Origin of the sequence: Salinibaculum sp. SYNS191 (assembly GCF_037338445.1) — an archaeon.
In the GTDB taxonomy this organism is placed as follows: domain Archaea; phylum Halobacteriota; class Halobacteria; order Halobacteriales; family Haloarculaceae; genus Salinibaculum; species Salinibaculum marinum.
Genome location: NZ_CP147838.1, coordinates 3,760,697 through 3,780,791 on the forward strand (window position 1 = coordinate 3,760,697; position 20,095 = coordinate 3,780,791).

Here is a 20,095-nt window from a genome sequence, read left to right on the forward strand (position 1 = left end):
CCCGCGTCTCTACTCGCGCTCTATTCGCCGTCGACCAGTTCGTCGAACCGCCGCGGCACCAGCACGAGCAGACGCCGCGGCGTGTACCGGATGGCAACGGTGACGATTTCGACGAGGCGTTTGCGGACGAGGACGTACACGCCGGAGAAGACGAGCGTGGCGACGACGAGCAGACGGACGGACCCGGCGGTGACCGCAAGCAACGGGAGGCCAGCGGCCAGGGCCAGCACCAGGTCCGAGGGCGCACCGTCGTACGCGACGAACCGCCGGGGTGCGACCCACCGGCCGTGGTAGTGCGAGTACACCGCGCGGTCAGGCTGTTCGACCCAGGGCCGCAGCGAGAGCCCGCCGCCGCCGGCGTCCATCACCGAGTGCGCGGCCAGGGCGACGAGAGCGGTGGCCAGCGACACGGACGCCAGCGTCGGCCAGAGGGCGGCGAGCAGGGTGGCCGGGACCGCGAGGACGGAGAAGTACACCGGGAAGTGCAGCGTCCGGCGGTGCTCGGCGTAGGCGTCGAGGTCCGGGAGGAAGCCGGCCACGTAGCCGACGAGCATCGCCACCGGGGCGTACTCCGGGACGGTCGCCAGCGTCACCGCTCCGGCGGCCATCCCGTACAGCGCGTGCGTCGTCGCCATCATCGTGGTCGCCCTGACGGTCCGGAGGTACAAAACACACACCACTCAGTTTGGCTATATATTCTGCCGCCGTCTCCCGGACTCGGGCGGCGACCGCAATAGCCCGCCGGCCGGAATTTATACGCGGCCGGGTGCAACGTGCTGTCATGGGCATCACCTACGACGACTTCCTGGACCTCGACTACGACCCGACGGAGACGGACCTCGTCTGCGAGTTCTACGTCGAACCGGCCGCGGACATGGACTGGGACGACGCCGCCAGCCGCGTCGCCTCCGAATCCTCAAACGGCACCTGGGCGGAACTCCAGGTCGAGGGGTCCATCCGGGACCTCTCGGCGACGGCGTGTGACATCGACGAGGACAGCGGCACCGTCACCGTCGCGTATCCCGACGCGCTGTTCGAACCGGGCAACATGCCCCAGGTACTGTCCTGCATCGCGGGGAACATCCTCGGGATGAAGGCCGTCGACCGCATCCGCCTGCTGGACTGTGACTGGCCCGAGCAACTCGCCACCTCGTTCCCCGGCCCGCAGTTCGGGACGAGCGTCAAATCTGAACTTCTCGACGCCGGCGAGCGCCCCATCACGGCGACAGTCCCCAAGCCGAAGGTGGGGCTGTCGACCGACCAGCACGCGCAAATCGGCTACGAGGCCTGGACGGGCGGGCTGGACCTGCTGAAGGACGACGAGAACCTCACCGACCAGGCGTTCAACCCCTTCGAGGACCGCCTCACCGAGAGCCTGGCCCAGCGCGACCGGGCCGAGGACGAGACCGGCGAGACCAAAAGCTACCTGCTTAACGTGACCGCGTCCGGCACAGAGATGCTCGAACGGGTGGACCTGGCGGCCGAACACGGCTGCGAGTTCGTCATGGTCGACGTCGTGACGACTGGCTGGGCCGCCGTCCAGCAGGTCCGCGAACGCTGTGAGCGACACGGGCTGGCAATCCACGCCCACCGCGCGATGCACGCCGCCTTCGACCGGGTGCCGACCCACGGCGTCTCGATGCGCGTGCTCGCGCAGGTGGCGCGTCTCTGCGGCGTCGACCACATCCACACCGGGACGGCGGGCCTTGGCAAACTCGAAAACGAGGACACGCCGGGCATCAACGAGTGGCTCCACGGTGAACTGTACGGTCTGAACGACGTGCTCCCGATGGCCTCCGGTGGACTCCACCCGGGCCTGGTTCCGGCGCTGCTCGACGCACTCGGGACGAACATCGGCGTCCAGGCCGGCGGGGGCGTCCACGGTCACCCCGACGGAACCCACGCCGGGGCGAAGGCGCTGCGGCGGGCCGTCGAGGCTGCCGCTGCCGGCGAGCCGATAGCGGACGCCGCCGAAGACACGCCCGAACTCGCCACCGCTATCGACAAGTGGGGGACTGAGACGCCGCGGTAGCGACCTTCCGCTCTTTTCGGTCGTCGGTCACTCGCGCAGGTCCTCGATATCCGCCCACGAAACGTGGGTCCGCGCGCCGATGGACTTGGCCGCCAGCGCCCCGGCGGCGTTGGCGACGGCCAGCGCGTCGTCGTCGTCCTCGCCGTTCAGCACCGCAGCCAGGAAGCCCGCGGCGAACGCGTCGCCTGCACCGGTCGTGTCGACCGGTTCGACGTCGTACCCGGAGTGAGTCCGCCGGCTGGAGGCTCGGACCTCGCCGCCGTCTTCGCCCCGGGTGATGACGGTGACGCCGTCGCCGGCAGCCAGCAGTCCCTCCTCGGCCGCCGTCTCGGCCTCGCGCTCGTTCAGGAAGAGGTAGTCCGCGGTGGCAGCGACGGAGCGGTAGTCGCGCTCGTCGAGGCGGCGGCCCGGCGCGAAACTGACCGTGGCACCGGCGTCGCGGGCGCGCTCGGCCAGCATCTCGGCAGTTTCCAGGCGCTGGCTCGTCAGGTGGACGTGGTCGACCGAGTCGAGGAGAGAGTCGGGAGCATCTGCGGCCCGAAACGACTCGTTGACGCCGTCGTTGGCGAGGACCATCACCTCGCCGCGGTCGTCGACGACGAGGTACTTCACCGTCGTCTCGCCGATGGTCCGCTGGAGGTGCGAACAGTCGACCCCTGCGGCGGTGAGTTCCTCGCGCGCGAGGCGGCCGTAGTCGTCCTCGCCGACGCTCCCGAGGAGGGCGGAATCCACGCCCAGACTCTCCATCGTGACGGCGGTGTTCGAGGCGCTGCCGCCGCCCGCGTGGGTCTGTCCCGTAATCGCCGCCTCGCCGTCGGGGGCGGGCAGTGAGTCGACCCGGAGTGTCACGTCCCAGTTGACGTGGCCGGCACAGAGCACCCGCGTCACCGCTCGTCCTCCCAGGGAGCGGACGGATGAGTGCCGTAGAGGTCGCGCATGAGCGTGACGATGCTCTCGGGCGGGAACTGGCCCTCTTCGGTGACGATGGCATCGATATAGCGCGGCGGCGTGGCGTCGAACGCGGGATTGACGACCTCGATGTCGCCGATGTCGTCGCGCTCTTCCGGGCCAAGGATCTCCGTCTCCTCGCGGAACTCGATGTCGACGTTGTGTCCGGACAGCGTCGCCGGGTCGAGTTTGAGCGTCTGCGCGGCGACGACGACCTCGACGCCGCGCTCGCGGGCGCTGACCGCCAGCCCGTTCGTGCCGATTTTGTTGACCACTGTCCCGTCGGCGGCGATGCTGTCGGCCCCGACGCAGACGTGGTCGACCTCGTCGAGGTACCGGTGGGCGGCGCTGTCGACGATGTAGGTGACGGGGACGCCCAGTTCGCGGAGCTGTCGGGCCGTGATACGCCCCTGTTCGCGCGGGCGGGTCTCCTTGACGACCGCCGACAGGTCCAGCCCCCGGTCACGGGCGGCCTCGACGACCGAGAGCACGGCCGTCGAGTGACAGTGTGTCATGATGGTGTCGCCGTCGCGCAACCGGTTCGCACCGACGCGACCCAGGTCCGCCTGCGCGCTCTCCAGCCGCTCTCTGAGGTCCCCGGTCGCTGTCACGACGGACTCACGGTAGCTCTCGACATCGCTCCCGCCGGCCCGTTCGAGGACGTACCGGAGCGCGTTCGGGAGGCTCACGGCCGTCGGGCGCGTGGCGTTGAGCCGCCGCGCGGCGGTTCGAAGCTCCGCGTCGAGCGTCTGCACGTCGGTGGCGGTGCTCTCGACGGCCTGCGTCTGCAGCGCGTCCGCGGCGGCGCGCGCTATCGTCGCCGCACCCCGAATGTCCATCTCCGCTATCTCCGCCGCCGTCTCGACCACGTCGTCGCTGACCTCGCCTGTGCCCATGCGCTGGCGTACGGTACCCCGCGGCAAAAGTGACCCGCCGAGACGGGCCAGAGCGCAAGCAGTCGCGGTGACAGAGGGACTGGAGGGGAGTCTGACAGCTACGGCATTCCGGTTAGCACGGCAACAAGACCAAGGTGAGTGGTAACGTAGCGCATAATGGAGTGAACTCACAGATGGCAGTAGACGACCACTCATCCATGGAAGACCGCACCTGTCTGGTGACCGGTTCCTCGAAGGGAATCGGTCGCGGCATCGCGGAGAATCTGGGGGAACACGGCGCCGACGTCGTGGTCAACTATCGTTCCTCGGAGGCCGCGGCCAACGCGGTGAAAGACAACATCCAGGAGTCCGGGGGTGACGCAATCGCAGTCCAGGCGGACGTCTCCAACCTGGACGAGGTCCGTGCGATGTACGAAGATGTCCAGAACGCCTTCGGTAACATCGACGTACTCGTCAACAACGCGGGTATCACCGTCGACAAGAAGTTCGAGAACATGACCCGCGAGGACTGGGACCGCGTCGTGGAGGTGAATCTCGGCGGCGTCTTCAACTGCACGAAGGTCTGCTTCGAAGACATCCGGCAGGCCCACGAGGGCCGACTCATCAACATCTCAAGCGTCGTCGGCCAGCAGGGCAACTACGGGCAGGCCAACTACGCCACCACCAAGTCCGGCCTCTTCGGCTTCACGCGCACGCTCGCGCTGGAACTTGCCCGGGAAGGCTCCACAGCCAACTGCGTCGCGCCGGGCTTCGTCAAGACTGACATGCTCGAAAGCGTTCCCGACCGCGTCAAGGAGAATATCCTCGAGCGCATCCCCCTCAATCGCTTCGCGGAGGTGGAAGACGTGGTCAGTATGGTCACGTTCGTCGCACAGGAACAGTCCAGCTACATGACCGGCCAGGTCCTCGGCGTCAACGGGGGGATGGAGTGGTAACATGAGCCGTGTTCCAGTCGCCGGCGTCGGCATGACGAAGTTCGGCAAGAGCGGCGAACGCACCGCCCGCGAGATGTTCGCCGAAGCCGCCGGCAAGGCATACGACGACGCCGGTATCGCGCCGGACGACGTCGACGAGGTGTACTACGGCAACTTCATGGGTGAAATCGCCGAACAACAGGGCCACTCTGGGCCCCTTGCCGCAGACGCGGCGGGCGTCACCGCTCCCGCCACGCGCATCGAGAGCGCCTGCGCATCCAGCGGCTCTGCCGTTCGCCACGGCGTCAACCGCATCCGCAACGGCGACGTCGATGTCGTCCTCGTCGGCGGCGCCGAACGCATGACCAACCTCTCCACGCCCGAGGGCACCGCCGGCCTCGCAGCCGCGGCGGACGCGCTGTGGGAAATAAAGGCCGGAGTAACCTTCCCCGGCGCGTACTCGCTGATGGCCAACCGCTACTTCCACGAACACGGCGGCTCCCGCGAGGACCTCGCCAACATCGCCGTCAAGAATCACGACAACGCCGTCGAAAACCCGCTCGCACAGTTCCAGCGAGCCATCGAGGTCGACGACGTCCTCGAAGCGCCGATGGTCTGTTCGCCCTTTGGCCTCTTCGACTGCTCGCCGATGAGCGACGGCGGCAGCGCCGCCTTGCTCGTCAGCGAAGACTACGCCGACGACCACGGCCTCGGACCCGACGTCGCCATTATCGGAACGGGGCAAAACGGCGACCGCCTCGCACTCCAGGACCGCGTCTCGATGACCAGGACGCCGGCAGCCGAGCGCGCGGCGGCGCAGGCTTACGCGGACGCGGGCATCGGCCCGGACGACGTCGACGTCGCGGAAGTCCACGACTGTTTCACCATCGCCGAGGTACTCGCCCTCGAAGCGCTGGGATTCTACGAACAGGGTGAAGGCATCAAGGCAGCCACCAACGGCGATACGACCATCGACGGCGAGTTGCCCGTCAACCTCTCGGGCGGTCTCAAGGCCAAGGGCCACCCGGTCGGCGCGACCGGCGGTGCACAGATTTCCGAATTGACCAAACTCCTGCGCGGTGACCACGTCAACAGCGACGCCGTTGCTGACGCACAAATCGGTCTCACCCACAACGCCGGTGGCACCGTCGCGAGTTGTGTGGTCAATGTTCTGGAGGTGGTCGCATGAGCGAGCACAGTGAGCGAATGCGACGACGCCAGAGCGGAGCTCTGGAGGTGATAGCATGAGCGACGACGACAGAGTTCGCGACAACGGCTACGACGACTTCCTCGACGCCGTCGAGGAGGGTGAACCGTACTACCTGGAGAGCCCCAGCGGCAACGGCTGGCTCCCGCCACGACAGATGGACCCCGAAACCGGCGAGCGCGAGTTGACCCAACAGTCACTGCCAGAAACCGGTGAGATACTGACGTCGACGATTACGAACGTCGCCGGGCCGTCCTTCGCCGACGACGCACCCTTCGTCGTCGCGGTCGCACAGTTCGGCCCCGTCCGCATCACCGGCCAGGTCCGCGGCATGGACCACGACGACGTCGACATCGGCCAGGAAGTCACCATCGGCGTCGGCAAGAACGAGACGGAAGGCGAACGACTCGTCGTCTTCGAGCCGGCGTAATCGTCCCCCTCACTCTTTCGTCGACTCTCCGGATTCGGCCGTCGCGGCGCTCACTCGGCGGCATCGGCGTCGGACTCGGCCGTCATGACGACGTAAATCATCACGGCGGGCACCGTCGCGCCGATGGCCCCGGAGAGGGTGGTGAGCAGGTTCACCTCGACGAGCGTCGTCAGGACGCCGACCACGACCAGTGGAACGAGACCGACCAGCGCCAGCCACAGGAGTCGCATGACCGACGGTACTCACCGCGGGGTAAAAACCGACAGGAATGGCCGCGGTCAGTCGTCCGCGCTGGCGGGCGCACCGACGTCGATTTCGCCGGCGTCGAGTTCCGCCTCCACTTCGCGGGCGGCCTGGACCATGTTCTCCATCTTGCCGTAGGCGACGTCGCGTGGCAGGAGCTTCAGGCCACAGTCCGGGCTGACGGTCAGCCGCTCCGGCGGGACGACCTCCAGTCCCTTCTTGATGTTGTCCTTGATTTCCTCGACGGATTCGACCTCCGCGACGTGGACGTCGACGACGCCCATCGCGAAGTCCTTCGTGAACTCGTCCTCTTTGAACACGTCCAGTTGCTCGAAGTCGCCGTTGACGAGTTCGAGGTCGTACTCGTGGACCGGGTAGTCCAGAATCTCCGGGTAGATGCGGGAGTAGTCGCCGTAGCAGACGTGCAGGCCGAGGCGGACGTCGTCGGGGACGTCCGCGACGATGCGCTCCAGACACTCGCCGACGATGGCGTGGTCGTCCGGCGTCGTCGCGAGCGCGGGCTCGTCGATCTGGATGTAGCGGGCACCGGCCTCGACGAGGGCCTCGATCTCCTCGTTGACCAGGTCGGCCAGTTCGTAGGCCAGTTCCGCGTCGTCGTCGTAGACCTCGTTGAACGACCAGGACGCGAGCGTGTACGGGCCGGTAATGGGCACCTTGACCGGGGCGTCGGCGACCTCGGACGTGAACTCGTACTCGGAGACGAGCCACTCCTCGCCGTACTCGACCTCGTCGACGACGCTCGGTTTGTCGAAGTAGTTGTGTCCCCAGACCTTCACGCGGCCGTTGAAGTCGTAGCCGTCGATGCGGTGGGCGAAATACTCCACCATCTCGTTGCGGCGCATCTCGCCGTCGACCACGACGTCGAGGCCGCAGCGCTCGTGTTCCTCGGTGATGAGCCGCGCCGCGTCGTCCTTGGCTTCCTCGAAGTTCTCCGCGTCGAAGTTGGCGTCCTCGTCCTCGTAGAGGTCCCGCGAGCGGTGGAGCCACTTGGGCTTGGGGTACGACCCCACGACGGTGGTCATGAGGAAGTGGTCGTTCGGGTGGTCCTCCGGTCTGAACTGCTCTCGTGGGCCGGTCATGCTTCTACCTCCTCCAGGTCCGCAGCGTTCGCAAGGGCGTCCAGTTTCTCCTCGAACTTGTTGACTGGCAGGTAGAACAGCTCCGTGTTCGAGGTGGCGTAGACGGTCCCGTAGTCGTCGCCGGTCATCTCCTGGAACCAGTCGATGCGCTCGCGGATGGTCTCCGGCGATTCCACGAGCGTGTTCTGGCCGTCGACGAGTCCGAGCGCCACGTCGTCTTTCGTCCCGTACTCCTGGACGTTGTAGACGTTCTGGTCGTGGTCGCTCACGAGGTCGAAGCCGATGGCGTCGACGTCTGCGTCCATTAGGTGGGCGTAGACTTTCTCCTCCAGCGCGCCCCAGTAGGTGTGGGCCACGACGTCGGCGTCGACGGCGCTGGCGACGGTGTCGATAGCCTCGCTCGCGCGGGCGTCCGGACCGTCGCCGGGCGGGTTCTCGACGAGCGAGGGCTCCAGCAGGAACAGCGTCTCGACGTCGGGGAACTGGCCGGCCTCGTCGGCGAGGAAGTCCGCGATGGCATCGAGGAACGCGGCCTCGTCGCCGTAGTGGTCGTCGGTCGCCAGGTCCGCGAGCGAGTACGGGCCGGGGAGGACGGCCTGCAAGCCTTCGTCGACCTGCTCGCTGGCACTCTCCAGTTCCGCCGCGACGTCACCGGTCGCCGTGAGGTCGCCGGTCACGACCGGTTCGCGGTAGAAGTTGTTGTTGTCGTAGTACCGGACGATGCCGCGCATGTCGACGCTGTCGGCGACGGCCAGCGGGTGGGCGAGCATATCGTCCCAGCGAAGTTGGCCCTCGACGATTCGGTCCAGACCGGCGGCCTGCTGGCGCTCGACGACCTCCGAGCGCGCGCGGTCGTAGGCCTCTGTGATTGCCTCGCTCTCGTCGCCACTGATGAGGTCGTCCTTCTGGTGCCCCTTCAGGTCCGAGAGGTCGTCTTTCGCCCAGTCGGGCAACGGATACAATCCGGGTGTCGTCGCTACTACCCGTGTCATTACACCGACGTAGGAAATGACGGCCTTTAATATTTCCTAATTACTTTAATGCACAGTGGTTATCTCACGGCGTCAGGCCCGCCGCTCGGCCGGAGGTGGAGCACGACCAGCCGTTCGTAGGGCTGTGGCTCCTCGGCGACTTCCATCGTGGTGAGGCCGCTGGCGCGCGCGTGCTCGCGGACTGCGTCGATACCGGTCAGCGAGGAGACGAGCAGGAACGCGTCGCCGCCGGTGTCGAGGACCCGTCGGAGGTCGTCCAGGAACGGCTCGATGACCTCGCGCCCGGTCTCGCCGCCCGACAGCGCCTTCTCCATCCAGTCGTTCCACTCTCTGTCGGGCGCGGTGGGGAGATAGGGTGGATTGAACACGACCACGTCGAACGCGCCATCGCGGAACGGCGTCAACTGGTCCGCGCGGACGACGGGGATACCAGCATTCCGGGCCTGCCGGCAGGCGTTCGGGTTGATGTCCGAGCCGACGACGCGAGCGTCGGTCTCCTCCAGAAATCGGTGGGCGACGTACCCCGACCCGGTCCCCACGTCGAGCACCCAGTCGCCGGCGTCGACGTAGGGGACAGCCGCGTCGGCGAGCAGTTTCGAGTCCTCTGCCGGCTGGTAGACCGTCTTCAGGTCGCGCCGGTCGGCCAGCGCGGGGCGGTCCCCGGGCATCAGTAGCCCCCGGGGTCGCCGACGTCGTACGCCAGCGTCGCCAGTGCGGCGAACTCCGCGGGCGTCACGTTGCCGGCCCGACGGCTCATCAGGTCCTCCTCGGCTGCCTCGACGACTGCGTCTGCGTCGCCCAGTCCCGAGATATGGGCCGTGTTCCGGACCGCGTTGCGCATCGTCTTCCGGCGCTGGGTGAAGACTGCTTTCAGGAACTGCAGGAAGAAGTCGTCGTCGGGCACGTCGTAGTCGGGTGCACGTGGCGTCGTCCTGACGATGGCGCTCTCGACGCGGGGCCGGGGGTCGAAGGCCTCCTTCGGGACCGTCTCCACCACCTCGACGTCTGCGTAGTGGCCCGCAGTCACCGAGAGCCGGCCGTACTCGTCGGTGCCGGGGTCGGCAGCCATCCGCTCGGCGAACTCCCGCTGGAACATCAGCACGAGCGGTTTCCCGCGCGGGAGCAGGCGGAAGGCCACCTCGCTGGAGATACCGTAGGGGAGGTTCGAGACGGACGTCGAGAAGTCCGGCAGGTCGACCGCCAGGGCGTCGCCCTCGACGACGGTCAGTCGCTCGTCCGAAACCTCGTCGGCGAACTCCTGGCGGAGGAACTCCGCGAGCGTCGGGTCGCGCTCGACGACGGTCACGCGGTCCGCGACGGTCAGCAGTCGGTCCGTCAGCGCCCCGGTCCCGCCGCCGATTTCGAGGACGTGAGACGTGTCGGCGTCGTCGGGCAGGTGCGACGGCAGGCGGTCGAGCACCCGGTCGTCGACGAGGAAGTGCTGGTCGAAGTCGGGGTTGCCGCGGACGCCGGCCCGGCGGATGAGCGCGTCAGGGTCGCGGCGGCCGCCGGTGTCCGCGTTCCCGCCGCTCATCACTGGTCGTCGCGCCGGACGAAGGTGCGGTACTTCAGGTCGTCCTCCTTTATCTCTTCGAGGATGCGCTCGACCAGCGTCTCCCTGGGGTTGTGCAGGCCGCTCACGCGCGATTTCAGGTCCTCGAAGCTCTCGAAGGGCTGGCGCTCGCGCTCGTCCAGAATCGTGTTGCGGAGCTTCTTCCCGATACCCGGCAGCAGGTTCAACTGGTGGAGGCGCAGCGTGATGGGCTGGGCCTCGTTGTAGAAGTCGACGAAGCGCCGTTCCTCGTCTTCGACGACGTCCTCCACCGCGTAGTCGAGTTCCGACTGCGCGCCGCTGGGCAGGTCATCGTACTCCACCTCGTTGACCCGCTCGGCGAAGTCCGCGTCGTAGATGTCGAAGTAGTCGCCGATGGCGATGTCCGCCCCGTCGGCGACTATCATCTCGTAGAGTGCGAACTCCTCGATGTCCAGCGCGAAGGCGACTGGCTGTTTCTGATACTGGGGCCGGTCGTCCTCCGTCCGTCCGTGGGGGAGGAAGTCGAGAACGACTGCCCGTCCGCGCTGCCCGTCTGAATCGTCGCGCTCATCGTCGCTCATGTGACAGATGTAGGGGGACCGCTCACTTAAACCTGAGCGGGATGTCAGACGTACTGCTTGACGACGTTGAGAATGTCGTCCAGTTCGTCGCCGGACAGCGAGAACCGCTCCTGCGCGTAGACGGCGCGGAGTTCGTCGCGGTCCTGGGGTTTGAGGTCGACAATCTTGTGCGCCGTGGCCTCGTCGACCTTGTCCAGTTCCAGCAGCTGGTCGACGAACTCGCGGGACTCCTCGGCGTCGAGCGTGGCGAAGCGGTTGACGTGTTCGAGCGCACGCGCGAGTTCGTAGCGCATCTCGCGGTCCTCGTCCGCCGCGCGCTCGACTTCGATGTCCGCGAGTATCTCCTTGGTCTCGGCGATGGTGAGGTGCTCCTCGTCGACCTTCTCTTTGAATATCGTCATTCCTGCCGGCTCAGGTGGGCGGCCTTGACGATGATGGTCTTGTCCTTGCCGCCGTCGTTGATGCGCACCTTGAACGCTGCGCCCTGCTTGCCGACGACGGTCCCGGTGTGGCCGTCGAAACGGGGGTGGTAGCGACCGTCGGGCACGCTCGGGTCCGTCTTGAGGTGGACGGAGTCGCCCTCCTCGTACTCCTCGACGGCCTGCTGGGGCGGCGAGGTGCCGCTCTTTCGGGGGTCGTTCTTCAGCTTGTTCCGTGTTCCCTGGAGTGGTCCGTTAGAGTTAGGCATTCCTGCGGAGTGGTAGTCTGGTCGTCCTTATAAAACGTGCGTTACGCGGGCGAGAGCGGCCCGATCAGAGCCGGCCGACGTTCTCGACGGAGACGCTCTCGACGCCGTCGACGCCCTCGAAGGCCTCCTCGACGGCCTCGGTGCCGCCGGCGTCGTCGGCGACGATGACCGTCGGCAGGAGCGCGACGAGGCCGAACGCGACGTCGTCGCGTTCGAAGCCCTTGATTTTCGCGCCCTCGGGCAGGACCGATTCGAGCCGGTCCTGGAGTTCGTCGAGGTCGACGTCCGGGCTCTGCGGCATGACCTTGACTTTGGCAGCGACTTTTCCCATTGTTACGGTCCCGTGAACCCGCAGTCGGGGCACTCGTAGAGGTTGCTCTGCTTGCGACACTTCGCACAGCGGTAAATCTGGTGCCCGCAGTCGGGGCACTTGAACGCGGCGGCGTTCGTGCCGGCGATGTTGAGCCCGCACGAGATGCACTTCTGCGTTCGTTTCTGTTCGCTCTCGCTCATACCCCCTCATATCGTGCGGCCGCTTTTAACCGTTGTCAAACGGCGCGGGCCGCTCACTCCTGGCCCGGGTCGTCCGGCTGGCGGTCCCGACTTGGGACGTCCGGCCCCGCGAGAGCGGGTTCGGTCGCCTCGCCGTTCTCCCAGACGTAGAAGCCTTCGCCGCTCGGTGCGCCCGTCTTGCCGTCGGCGACGAGGTCCCGGAGCAGCCCCGGCGGGTCGAACCGGGGCCCCACCTCCGCAGCCAGGAACTCCAGCGTCTCCAGGCGACCGCGCAAGCCGGCGCTGTCGGCCCGCTCCAGGGGCCCGATCGGGTGGCCGTAGCCCAGTTCGAGCGCGCCGTCGACGGACGCGACGCCGGCCATGTCCTCCGCGACGAGTCGCATCGCCTCCGCCTCCAGGGCGAGTTCCAGCCGCGTCGCGGCGACGCCGGGCCCGTCTCGCACGACGACCGGCGACCGGTCCAGCCCCTCGACGAACCGTTCGGTGCGGTCGCAGGTCGACTGGCTCGTCTGGTCCGCGACGACCACCTCGACCAGCGGGGCGGCGAGCGGGTCCCGGAACTGGAGACCGATGGCGCGGTCGGGGTGGCGTAGACCAGCGGCCGCTGCCGTCACGGAGACGCCTGTCGCACTCGGGACCACGAGCGTCTCCCTGTCGACGGTCTCCTCGATGTCGGCGAGAATCCCCTGGAGTGCGCTCGCGTCGGTCGTGGTCGTCTCGACCACCACCGCGGCACCGGAGACGGCCGCCTCCACGCCCGTCGTCGCGGTCAGGCGGTCGCGGACAGCGTCGGCGTCGGGGACATCCGGGTCGTCCAGTCGCCGCTCGATGTCGTCGAGGCCGTCCATCGCGGCGTTGGCGTCGTCGGCCTGCAGCGCCACGTCATGTCCGGCGACCGCACACACCTGCGCGATTGCCCGGCCGAGAGACCCCGCTCCGAGCACAGCAACGTCCATGCGAACCGTCGCGTCCGCCGGCAGGTTAAGCGTTTGCCGTCAGTCGCCCGGCGCGCCCGTGACAGCGGCACTGTCGTCGAAGGCGAGCTGGCCGTTCAGCGCGATGAGTCCCAGGCCGACCTTCGAGACGATGTCGATGTAGGTGACGACGAGCGCGGTTGTCTCGACGTCCATCAGCACCAGGGAGTTCGGCCCGACCAGCCAGATGAGCGGGTAGACGAGCCACAGCACGACGAGGAAGGCACGGAGCTTCCGGTACAGCGCCGCCGTCGCGCCGCCTTGCCTCTCGGCGGCCTCGCCGAAGTCGCCGTAGGCGTAGTAGACGACGCCGGCGAAAGTGACCAGTCCGCCCGCGTACAGCACCCACTTCAGCGGTGCGGCGACGAGCGCGCCCGCGAGTCCGAGGACGATGGTCGCCGTCTGGAGCCCGACGGCACGCCCGATGACGCCACGTGCCGCCCCGGCGAAGAGACCGAGATAGAGGATGTGCAGCGGCGTCGTCAGCAGCCAGTCGACGTACCGCGGGATGAAGGCGGTGCCGCCGACGGCCGTCTCGACAGCGCCGACGTCGAGGGCCATCAGCGCGTACGCGACGACGGCGATACCGGGCACCGCGATGAGGATGCTGTACCGTCGCCACTGCGACCGCGGCAGCAACCGCAGCCCGTAGGCGAGCACCAGTGTTCCGAGCGCCATGCCAGCCGTTCCGAGTGTAAACCAGAGTTCTATCGATGCCATTGTCAGTCGTCCACGCTCGCTCGTGCGGTCAAGTCACGTTCGGCCGATGCCTCCGCAGTCACCGAGAACCGCTCCAGTACGTCCTCCAGTTCCTCCGCGCGGCCGCGCAGTTCCGACGCCGACGCGGACACCTCGGAGATGGAGTCCGACTGGTCCTCCGCGGCGTCTGCGACGACGTCGGCCTCGCTTGCGGTCTGTTCGCTGATGTCCGAGAGGTCGTCTATCATCTCCATCAGCCGCTGTGTCGTGTGGGCCTGCTCCTCCGTCGCGTCGTCTATCTCCTGGATGCCGACGTCGACCTCCTCGGTGTACTCGACGATGGTCTCCAGGGCGTCGACGGCCTCCTCGACCGTCGCGACGGAACTCGTGATGCGGTCGCTGGTGGCCTCCATCGTCTCGACGGTGTCGCCGGCCTGGTCCTGGATGCGCTGGATGCGCGTCTCGATGTCGCCCGCGGCCTCCTTGGTCTCCTCCGCGAGGTTCTTTATCTCGTCGGCGACCACGGCGAACCCGTCGCCGTCCGCGTCGGCGTGAGCGGCCTCGATGGAGGCGTTCAGCGCCAGCATGTTCGTCTGCTCGACGATGTCGGTGATGAGGTCGACGATGTCGCTTATCTCGTCGAGGTCGTCGGCCAGCGCCGCGATCTCCTCGACTGTCTCGTCGGTTCGCTCGTCGATGGCGTTCATCTCCTCGATGGTCGCCTGTGCGGCCTCTCGACCGCTCTCGCCCAGTTCCGCTGCCGCCTGGGAGGTGTCCGCGACCTCCTGTGCCGAGGAGGCGACTTCCTCGGCGGTGGCGGACAGCCCCTCCATCTCTGAAGCCGCGTCCCGGAGGCGCTGATTCTGCTCGGAGGCTCCGTCGAAGATCTCGTCGATGGACTGCCTGACCTGCGCGCTCGCGTCGTCGACGCGCTCGGCGTTGTCGTCGACTTCGCCGGTCGCGTCGAGGACGTTCCGTGCGAACGACTGCATGTCCGCTATCGTCTGCTCCAGGGCCGCCAGCGTGGCGTTTATCTCCTCGCCGACGGACGCCATCGCGTCGTTCTCGCTCTCGGGGTCGACCCGCTGTGTCAGGTCGCCGCTCGCGGCGTCGTCGAGCACCCGCCGGTACTCGGTAGCCTTGGCTTCGAGGCGGTCGTTCATCTCGCGGACCACCTCGCTCTCCTCGACGGCCTCCGCCCGGGCCTGCTCGGCCTCCTGTCTGGCCGCCTCGGCGTCCTCGCGTGCCTGCTCGGCCTCGGCTATCTTCTCGCGCAACGAGGCCCGCATCTGGTCGAAGGAGTCGTACAGCGTCCCGAACTCGTCGTCGCGGGTCGTCGCGAGGTCCACGTCGAGGTCACCGTCCCCCATCGCCTGCGCCTTCGAGGAGATGCGCCGCAGCGAGACGATGGTGTTCGTCCCGATGGTCACGCCGACGAGTCCCAGCGTGATGACGGCGAAGAAGATGAGTCCGATGAGGTCGGAGTTGATCTGGCTCGACAGCGCGTAAGCGTCCTCTTTGTCGAGGTGGGTCATGACGGTCCAGTCGGCCTGGTCCATCTTCGTGACGCCCATCAGTACCTCGTCCATCGCCACGAAGTCGCTCTCGCCAGGGGCCAGTCCCTGCACCGTCGAGGGGTCCGTCTGACTCCCGGTCAGAATCTTGCTCGTGTTCGGATGCGAGATGTACTGCCCCTCCTCGTTCACGACGACGGTGAACGAACTGTTGCGCTGTGCCGAGACCGACCCCGCCCGCTCGCGGAGGTCGACCATGTAGACGACGGCGTGGTCCTCGTCACCGGGAACCGGCGAGAGGACCGAGATTATCGGGTGGTCGACCAGCGGGACGGTGAACGGCCGGGAGACGTAGGTGTCGTCCGGCCCCTCGAACGACGGGGGTGAGGTGGCGAACGCGGCCCCCTGTTCGGCCGGCCGGACGCCCACGAACTGCTCGCGCGAACTCGCCTCGAAGACGCCCGAACTCGTGTTCAGATAGTGGACGGCCACGGTGTTGCCCGGCAAGGCCCCGCGGTCGGCGAGCGAGCGGAGGTAGTCGTTGGCGTCGCCGGGACCGCCGTCCGACAGGGCCGGGTGTGCGGACGTGGCTCTGATGGAACTTTGTGTGTTACTCAACCACTCGTCGAGCTGGTCTGCCTGCGACGCCGACAGGGACGTGAGGTCGTTCTCGACGTCCTCGTCGAGCGTCGCAGACGCCTGCGTGCTCACGACGAGTCCGAAGGCGACCATCGCAAGCACCGCGAGTGCGAGGGCCACCCCGAGACGCGTCGTGTAACTCCGCCTGACGAAGGCAGGGAGGAGCGAACTTCCATCGGCTGTCATCACTCTATATGTTTGTGGTACGTATTTAAGCACCAGCTCCGAAATTTCAGTGCTGATAATGGACGAGAGGCCTACAGTCCGGTGACTAGAGCGCTTCCGACCGAATCGCTTTCGCACTTAAAACCATGGTATCGTGATAGTAACTTCCAAAACAATCAAGACAGACTGTCGTCAATCGTAGACGAATCGAGTCACATGGAGACACCTGGGCCCGACGAGCTGGACGACCCGTACGGGATGCTCGTCGACTGTCTGCAGGACCCGGCAGCGGGGAAGTCCCGGCTTCCCCGGATTGTCGGGCTGTTCGAGTCCGACGAGCGGGTCACACGGCTGTGTGCCGCCTGGGCGTGCTGTCTTCTCGCGACCGAAATCGAGGACGATGACACCATCGAGTACCTCGTCCGGCGGCTGAGCGACAGACTGGACGCGGAGTACGTCTCGCTGGAACTGACGACCACGCTCGACTACATCTCCACGCTGTACTCCGAACAGGTCGAGACCATCCTCGACGAGATGGACGAGGAGGAGCGCGACCGCGGGGACATCCCGCTCCCGCGGGTCGGGAACTTCACGCGGGCGAACTACTACAGCCGCGACCACACCAGACAGGGCGTCGGACGGACCCGCGTCGCGGGGGCCGACGACGCCGGTGACCCGCGGGCGGCCTACGCCGACCGGGTGCAGGAGGAGCGCGAGCAGACCGAACGGGAACGCGAGCGCGACCCGGGTCACGACGAGGGCGACGCCGACGACGAAGCGCCGGCGGACTCCCCGGCCGCCGCCGGCGGAGGCAGCGGTCCGATGGCACAGCAACGCTCGGAGGTGTCGTCGATAGCGACGCGGAGTCGCTTCGACAAGCTCCACATCCTGGCGACGCGGGAGCGGAGCCGGTACGCCGACGTCTACGAGGCGCTCGTGGGCCAGAGCGGCGAGGAGCAGGCAGTCGCACTCAGGCTGTTGCACCGGCCCGAGGGCGACGGCGCGCGGCTCCAGTTCGGCCGCCGGGTCGAACGAGAACTCGCGAACTGGGCGGCCGTCTCCGACAACGCGCACGTGGTGTCGGTCCTCGACTGGAGCGTCGAGCCGCGGCCCTGGGTCGCCACCCAGTTCACCGGGGAACCCCTGTCCGAGATAGGTCGTATCCCGCCCGAACAGGTTCTGGCCGACGGTATCGACCTCGCGGGTGCCGTCTCGTCGCTCCACCGCCGGGGAGTGGTCCACGGCGGTATCGACCCCGGGAACGTCATCTACCCCGAGGACGTCGTCGAGTCCCCCGACAACCAGCCGCCGTTTCTGGACAACGTCGGCCTCGTCAACGCCTTCCGGTTCCACTTCCAGCCCACGCTCATGCTGGACCCGCGCTTTGCCGCGCCGGAGTACTTCGACCGGCAGTACGGCCGCATCGGCCCGGCCACCGACGTCTACCACCTCGGCGCGGTGCTGTTCTACATGGTCACGGGACAGCCGCCCTACAGCGGCCAGTTCGAGCAGGTCCGGGACGACGTCCTCGACGCCGAGACGCCGGTGCCGAGCAGAATCGACGACGAGGTCCCGGCCGCGCTCGACGACGTCGTCGCCAAGGCGATGGCGACGCAGAAACTGACCAGATACGAGACGGTGGAGCACCTCGAACAGGAGCTCTCGGGCATCCGGGGGGGAGCGCCGGATGGTTGAAATCGGGCTCGAACTCGTCGCCGGCAACGCCAACCTGACGTTCATCTTCTTCGTCGGGCTAGCGCTGCTGACGGTGCTGGGGGTTCGCTTCGCGTACTACGCCTTCCGGAACCGGGCACAGACGGAACTGGAGATGCAGGCACCCATCTGGAGCCACCTGCTGTACATCGGGCTGTTCGCCGCGCTGTACGGTGCCGTCGGCCTCCTCGAAATCATCACCAGCCTCGACGTGCCCTACAAGAGCGTCCCGATGCTGGCGACGACCCTGCTGCTCGCCTTCGCCATCCGGCAGATTCACTACACCGCGACCAGTGCCGACGGGGGTGCGGCGCAGGCACACCCGTCCGAACGGTTCGCCCGCGCGGCCTTCGTCGCCGTCGTCATCGGCCAGGCGGTGCTGCTGTTCGAGTTCGGCATCTCCGACCTCACGGCGACCGTCGAGAGTCTGGGGGCGCTGGCCTTTCTGGGCTACGGGCTCGTCTTCTACCGGGACCAGATATCCACGGCCCGGCTCCAGGGGACGATGCTCGACTCGCTGCTGCGCCACCTCCTCCCGGTGCTGGCCTTCGCCGCGCTGGTCGGCATCGTCAACCTCGCCGACCCGTTCGGTCTCGACCGCATCGTCATCCTCCACGTCCAGGTCGTCTTCATAATCATGACCGCCACCGCGATGATGACGGCTACCATCAAGCTCCGGCAGAACCTCGCCGGGCTCTGAGTCCGCCGGACAGCGTCTGATTGTACGTCACACTGTGGAGCGCAGCGGGCTATTTCACAGCGAGAAAAGACTCGAATTAAGTAAGTGGGTGCGTGAAGAATTCGGGCGCATGAGTTTCCTCCAGGGCCGCTCCAGGGGCGTGTCGAACGTGGTCGGGTTCGCGCTCCTGCTCGGGCTGGTCATCAGCGGCGCGACGCTCACCGTGGCGCTGGGCGCCGTCGCCTTCGACGACCTCCAGAGACAGGCGACGCTCGACCGGACGGAGAACGTGATGACGCTGTTCGACACGCGCGCGAGCCAGGTCGCGCTGGGCGGGTCGCCGTCACAGTCGGTCACGCTCGGACGGGGCGACGGCGGCAGCGTGGACGTCGCCGAGTCCGCCGGACAACTCCAGGTCCTCTACCGGAACGAAACAGGGTCCGAGAGGACGCTGGTCAGCGAACCGCTGGGAGCGGTCAGGTACGAGACGGACGAGAGCGTCGTCGCCTACCAGGGCGGGGGCGTCTGGCGACGCACCGGCGACTACTCCACGATGGTCTCGGTGCCCGAGTTCCACTACCGGAACGCGACACTGACCTTCCCTATCGTCCGCGTGACCGGCGAGGCCGGGTCCATGTCGGCGGCGTCCACGCTGCAGGTTCGGGACAACGGCACTGACCGCGTCTTCCCGGACGCCGCCAGCCAGAATCCACTCGACGAAGGGGCAGTCGTCGTCCGGGTCACCAGCGCCTATCACGAGGGCTGGGCGGAGTATTTCAAAAGCAGGACAGAGGGGAGCGTCGACCACGACCCGGCCAACGAGACAGTCGAAGTGACGCTGACGGTCCCCGTCGAGGAGAACTTCGAGTACGCGGTGGCGGCGACGTCCAACGACAGCGACGCCATCTCCGCCACCGGCAACGCGAAGTTCGAGGGGCCGACGGTCGTCGGTGCGAACCGCCCGATGCCCGACCGCGAAATCGACTCTCACATCGAGGACTGCGAGGCGGGGACCTGCACCAATATCTCCAGTCCGCTATCCAGCACGCTCGCCGAGGGGACGTACTACGCGGACGGCCCGCTGACCGTCGAGAGCGGGGCCGAGTTCGACACGGCCGGCGGCGACGTGACCGTCGTCGTCAATGGCAGCCTGACGTTCACTGGCACCGGCGGTCCCGGGAATCTGGACCAGTCCATCACCGGGTCCAACGGGACGGTCAGGTTCTACGTCCGCGGGGACGTGACCGCGGGCGGCAACGCTGCCGTGAACACGGGCGGGAACGCGTCGGACCTGCTCGTGATGGTCCACTCTGACGGGGACACTGTCGCAGCAGCGAGTGGCACACCACAGTTCACCGGCGTCATCTACGCACCGGGGTCGGAGTTCGAAATCAACGGTGGTGGTGCCTGTGGCGCTTCCAAAGGGAATGGTAAGGGGAATGGCAACTCAAAATGTAACGGCAACATCGTCGGCAGCGTCGTGGTGGAGGAGGCCACGGCAGTCGGCAACGGCAAACTGACCTACGACGGGTCGATGGACATCTCCGTGGAGTTCACGGCTATCAACGACATCACGTACCTCCACGTGACGGAGAACCGCATCGACGTGTCCGAAGACTGAGCGACAGTTCAGA

23 protein-coding genes are annotated in these 20,095 nt (G+C 67.1%); 7 read left to right on the top strand and 16 right to left on the bottom strand.

Translation table 11 applies throughout. The features are described from left to right. Nucleotides 1–20 precede the first annotated feature (20 nt). Nucleotides 21–638, bottom strand: a complete 618-nt coding sequence (locus tag WDJ57_RS19455; protein WP_338902654.1) for a metal-dependent hydrolase — start codon at nucleotides 636–638, stop codon at nucleotides 21–23. Between the two features lie 143 nt (nucleotides 639–781). Here WDJ57_RS19455 and rbcL point away from each other — a divergent pair, with 143 nt between their 5' ends. Continuing rightward, complete coding sequence (gene rbcL, locus WDJ57_RS19460) at nucleotides 782–2,032, top strand: type III ribulose-bisphosphate carboxylase (RefSeq protein WP_338902656.1); 1,251 nt, start codon at nucleotides 782–784, stop codon at nucleotides 2,030–2,032. A gap of 27 nt (nucleotides 2,033–2,059) precedes the next feature. Here rbcL and WDJ57_RS19465 read toward each other — a convergent pair whose 3' ends face one another. Both WDJ57_RS19465 and WDJ57_RS19470 read right to left on the bottom strand, forming a co-directional pair. Next, a complete protein-coding gene (locus WDJ57_RS19465; RefSeq protein WP_338902657.1) occupies nucleotides 2,060–2,920 on the bottom strand; it encodes a carbohydrate kinase family protein in 861 nt (286 codons plus the stop codon). Next, the gene (locus tag WDJ57_RS19470; RefSeq protein WP_338902658.1) at nucleotides 2,917–3,876 is read right to left on the bottom strand and encodes a ribose 1,5-bisphosphate isomerase; all 960 of its coding nucleotides are present in this window, start codon (nucleotides 3,874–3,876) and stop codon (nucleotides 2,917–2,919) included. The genes WDJ57_RS19465 and WDJ57_RS19470 overlap by 4 nt, the downstream gene beginning before the upstream one ends. Before the next feature lie 173 nt (nucleotides 3,877–4,049). Between WDJ57_RS19470 and WDJ57_RS19475 the strand changes: the two genes are divergently transcribed. From WDJ57_RS19475 to WDJ57_RS19485, 3 genes are read left to right on the top strand one after another with little or no spacing between them, the layout of a single operon-like run. Beyond that, entirely contained in the window at nucleotides 4,050–4,811 is a 762-nt protein-coding gene (locus tag WDJ57_RS19475) for a beta-ketoacyl-ACP reductase (protein ID WP_338902659.1), read from the top strand. Between the two features lies 1 nt (nucleotide 4,812). After that, nucleotides 4,813–5,979 carry a thiolase domain-containing protein gene (locus WDJ57_RS19480; RefSeq protein ID WP_338902661.1) on the top strand — a complete coding sequence of 389 codons (1,167 nt, stop codon included), beginning with the start codon at nucleotides 4,813–4,815 and terminating at the stop codon, nucleotides 5,977–5,979. 55 nt (nucleotides 5,980–6,034) lie between these two features. Next, a complete protein-coding gene (locus WDJ57_RS19485; protein ID WP_338902662.1) occupies nucleotides 6,035–6,427 on the top strand; it encodes a Zn-ribbon domain-containing OB-fold protein in 393 nt (130 codons plus the stop codon). Nucleotides 6,428–6,477: 50 nt separating this feature from the next. Here WDJ57_RS19485 and WDJ57_RS19490 read toward each other — a convergent pair whose 3' ends face one another. The 13 genes from WDJ57_RS19490 to WDJ57_RS19550 all read right to left on the bottom strand — a co-directional run bounded on the left by WDJ57_RS19490 (nucleotide 6,478) and on the right by WDJ57_RS19550 (nucleotide 16,090). Then, entirely contained in the window at nucleotides 6,478–6,657 is a 180-nt protein-coding gene (locus tag WDJ57_RS19490; RefSeq protein WP_338902664.1) for a hypothetical protein, read from the bottom strand. A 48-nt stretch (nucleotides 6,658–6,705) separates the two neighbouring features. Next, on the bottom strand, nucleotides 6,706–7,770 hold the full coding sequence (locus WDJ57_RS19495) for a methionine synthase (protein WP_338902665.1): 1,065 nt from the start codon (nucleotides 7,768–7,770) through the stop codon (nucleotides 6,706–6,708). Next, entirely contained in the window at nucleotides 7,767–8,762 is a 996-nt protein-coding gene (locus tag WDJ57_RS19500; protein ID WP_338902666.1) for a 5-methyltetrahydropteroyltriglutamate--homocysteine methyltransferase, read from the bottom strand. Before WDJ57_RS19500 ends, WDJ57_RS19495 begins: the two co-directional genes overlap by 4 nt. 59 nt (nucleotides 8,763–8,821) lie before the next feature. Further along, entirely contained in the window at nucleotides 8,822–9,430 is a 609-nt protein-coding gene (locus WDJ57_RS19505) for a HemK2/MTQ2 family protein methyltransferase (protein WP_338902667.1), read from the bottom strand. Beyond that, complete coding sequence (locus WDJ57_RS19510) at nucleotides 9,430–10,296, bottom strand: 16S ribosomal RNA methyltransferase A (RefSeq protein ID WP_338902668.1); 867 nt, start codon at nucleotides 10,294–10,296, stop codon at nucleotides 9,430–9,432. Before WDJ57_RS19510 ends, WDJ57_RS19505 begins: the two co-directional genes overlap by 1 nt. Continuing rightward, nucleotides 10,296–10,877, bottom strand: coding sequence for a DUF655 domain-containing protein (locus tag WDJ57_RS19515; RefSeq protein WP_338902669.1), 582 nt, complete (start codon nucleotides 10,875–10,877; stop codon nucleotides 10,296–10,298). Before WDJ57_RS19515 ends, WDJ57_RS19510 begins: the two co-directional genes overlap by 1 nt. A gap of 44 nt (nucleotides 10,878–10,921) precedes the next feature. Further along, nucleotides 10,922–11,278 (bottom strand): RNA polymerase Rpb4 family protein, encoded by a 357-nt coding sequence (locus tag WDJ57_RS19520; RefSeq protein WP_338902670.1) that lies wholly within the window; start codon nucleotides 11,276–11,278, stop codon nucleotides 10,922–10,924. Next, the gene (locus WDJ57_RS19525; protein WP_338902671.1) at nucleotides 11,275–11,565 is read right to left on the bottom strand and encodes a 50S ribosomal protein L21e; all 291 of its coding nucleotides are present in this window, start codon (nucleotides 11,563–11,565) and stop codon (nucleotides 11,275–11,277) included. The genes WDJ57_RS19520 and WDJ57_RS19525 overlap by 4 nt, the downstream gene beginning before the upstream one ends. A 64-nt stretch (nucleotides 11,566–11,629) precedes the next feature. Beyond that, a complete protein-coding gene (locus tag WDJ57_RS19530) occupies nucleotides 11,630–11,896 on the bottom strand; it encodes an elongation factor 1-beta (protein ID WP_338902672.1) in 267 nt (88 codons plus the stop codon). Between the two features lie 2 nt (nucleotides 11,897–11,898). Beyond that, on the bottom strand, nucleotides 11,899–12,078 hold the full coding sequence (locus WDJ57_RS19535) for an HVO_2753 family zinc finger protein (protein ID WP_338902673.1): 180 nt from the start codon (nucleotides 12,076–12,078) through the stop codon (nucleotides 11,899–11,901). A gap of 53 nt (nucleotides 12,079–12,131) precedes the next feature. After that, the gene (locus WDJ57_RS19540; protein ID WP_338902674.1) at nucleotides 12,132–13,034 is read right to left on the bottom strand and encodes a 3-hydroxyacyl-CoA dehydrogenase family protein; all 903 of its coding nucleotides are present in this window, start codon (nucleotides 13,032–13,034) and stop codon (nucleotides 12,132–12,134) included. Nucleotides 13,035–13,073: 39 nt separating this feature from the next. Next, nucleotides 13,074–13,772, bottom strand: a complete 699-nt coding sequence (locus tag WDJ57_RS19545) for a bacteriorhodopsin (RefSeq protein WP_338902675.1) — start codon at nucleotides 13,770–13,772, stop codon at nucleotides 13,074–13,076. A 2-nt stretch (nucleotides 13,773–13,774) separates the two neighbouring features. Continuing rightward, complete coding sequence (locus WDJ57_RS19550) at nucleotides 13,775–16,090, bottom strand: methyl-accepting chemotaxis protein (RefSeq protein WP_338902676.1); 2,316 nt, start codon at nucleotides 16,088–16,090, stop codon at nucleotides 13,775–13,777. A gap of 195 nt (nucleotides 16,091–16,285) precedes the next feature. Here WDJ57_RS19550 and WDJ57_RS19555 point away from each other — a divergent pair, with 195 nt between their 5' ends. The 3 genes from WDJ57_RS19555 (at nucleotide 16,286) to WDJ57_RS19565 (ending at nucleotide 20,082) form a co-directional block, all read left to right on the top strand. Beyond that, entirely contained in the window at nucleotides 16,286–17,764 is a 1,479-nt protein-coding gene (locus tag WDJ57_RS19555; RefSeq protein WP_338902677.1) for a protein kinase domain-containing protein, read from the top strand. Next, on the top strand, nucleotides 17,757–18,482 hold the full coding sequence (locus WDJ57_RS19560) for a hypothetical protein (protein WP_338902678.1): 726 nt from the start codon (nucleotides 17,757–17,759) through the stop codon (nucleotides 18,480–18,482). Before WDJ57_RS19555 ends, WDJ57_RS19560 begins: the two co-directional genes overlap by 8 nt. Before the next feature lie 109 nt (nucleotides 18,483–18,591). Beyond that, entirely contained in the window at nucleotides 18,592–20,082 is a 1,491-nt protein-coding gene (locus WDJ57_RS19565) for a DUF7289 family protein (RefSeq protein WP_338902679.1), read from the top strand. The last annotated feature ends 13 nt before the right edge of the window (nucleotides 20,083–20,095 follow it).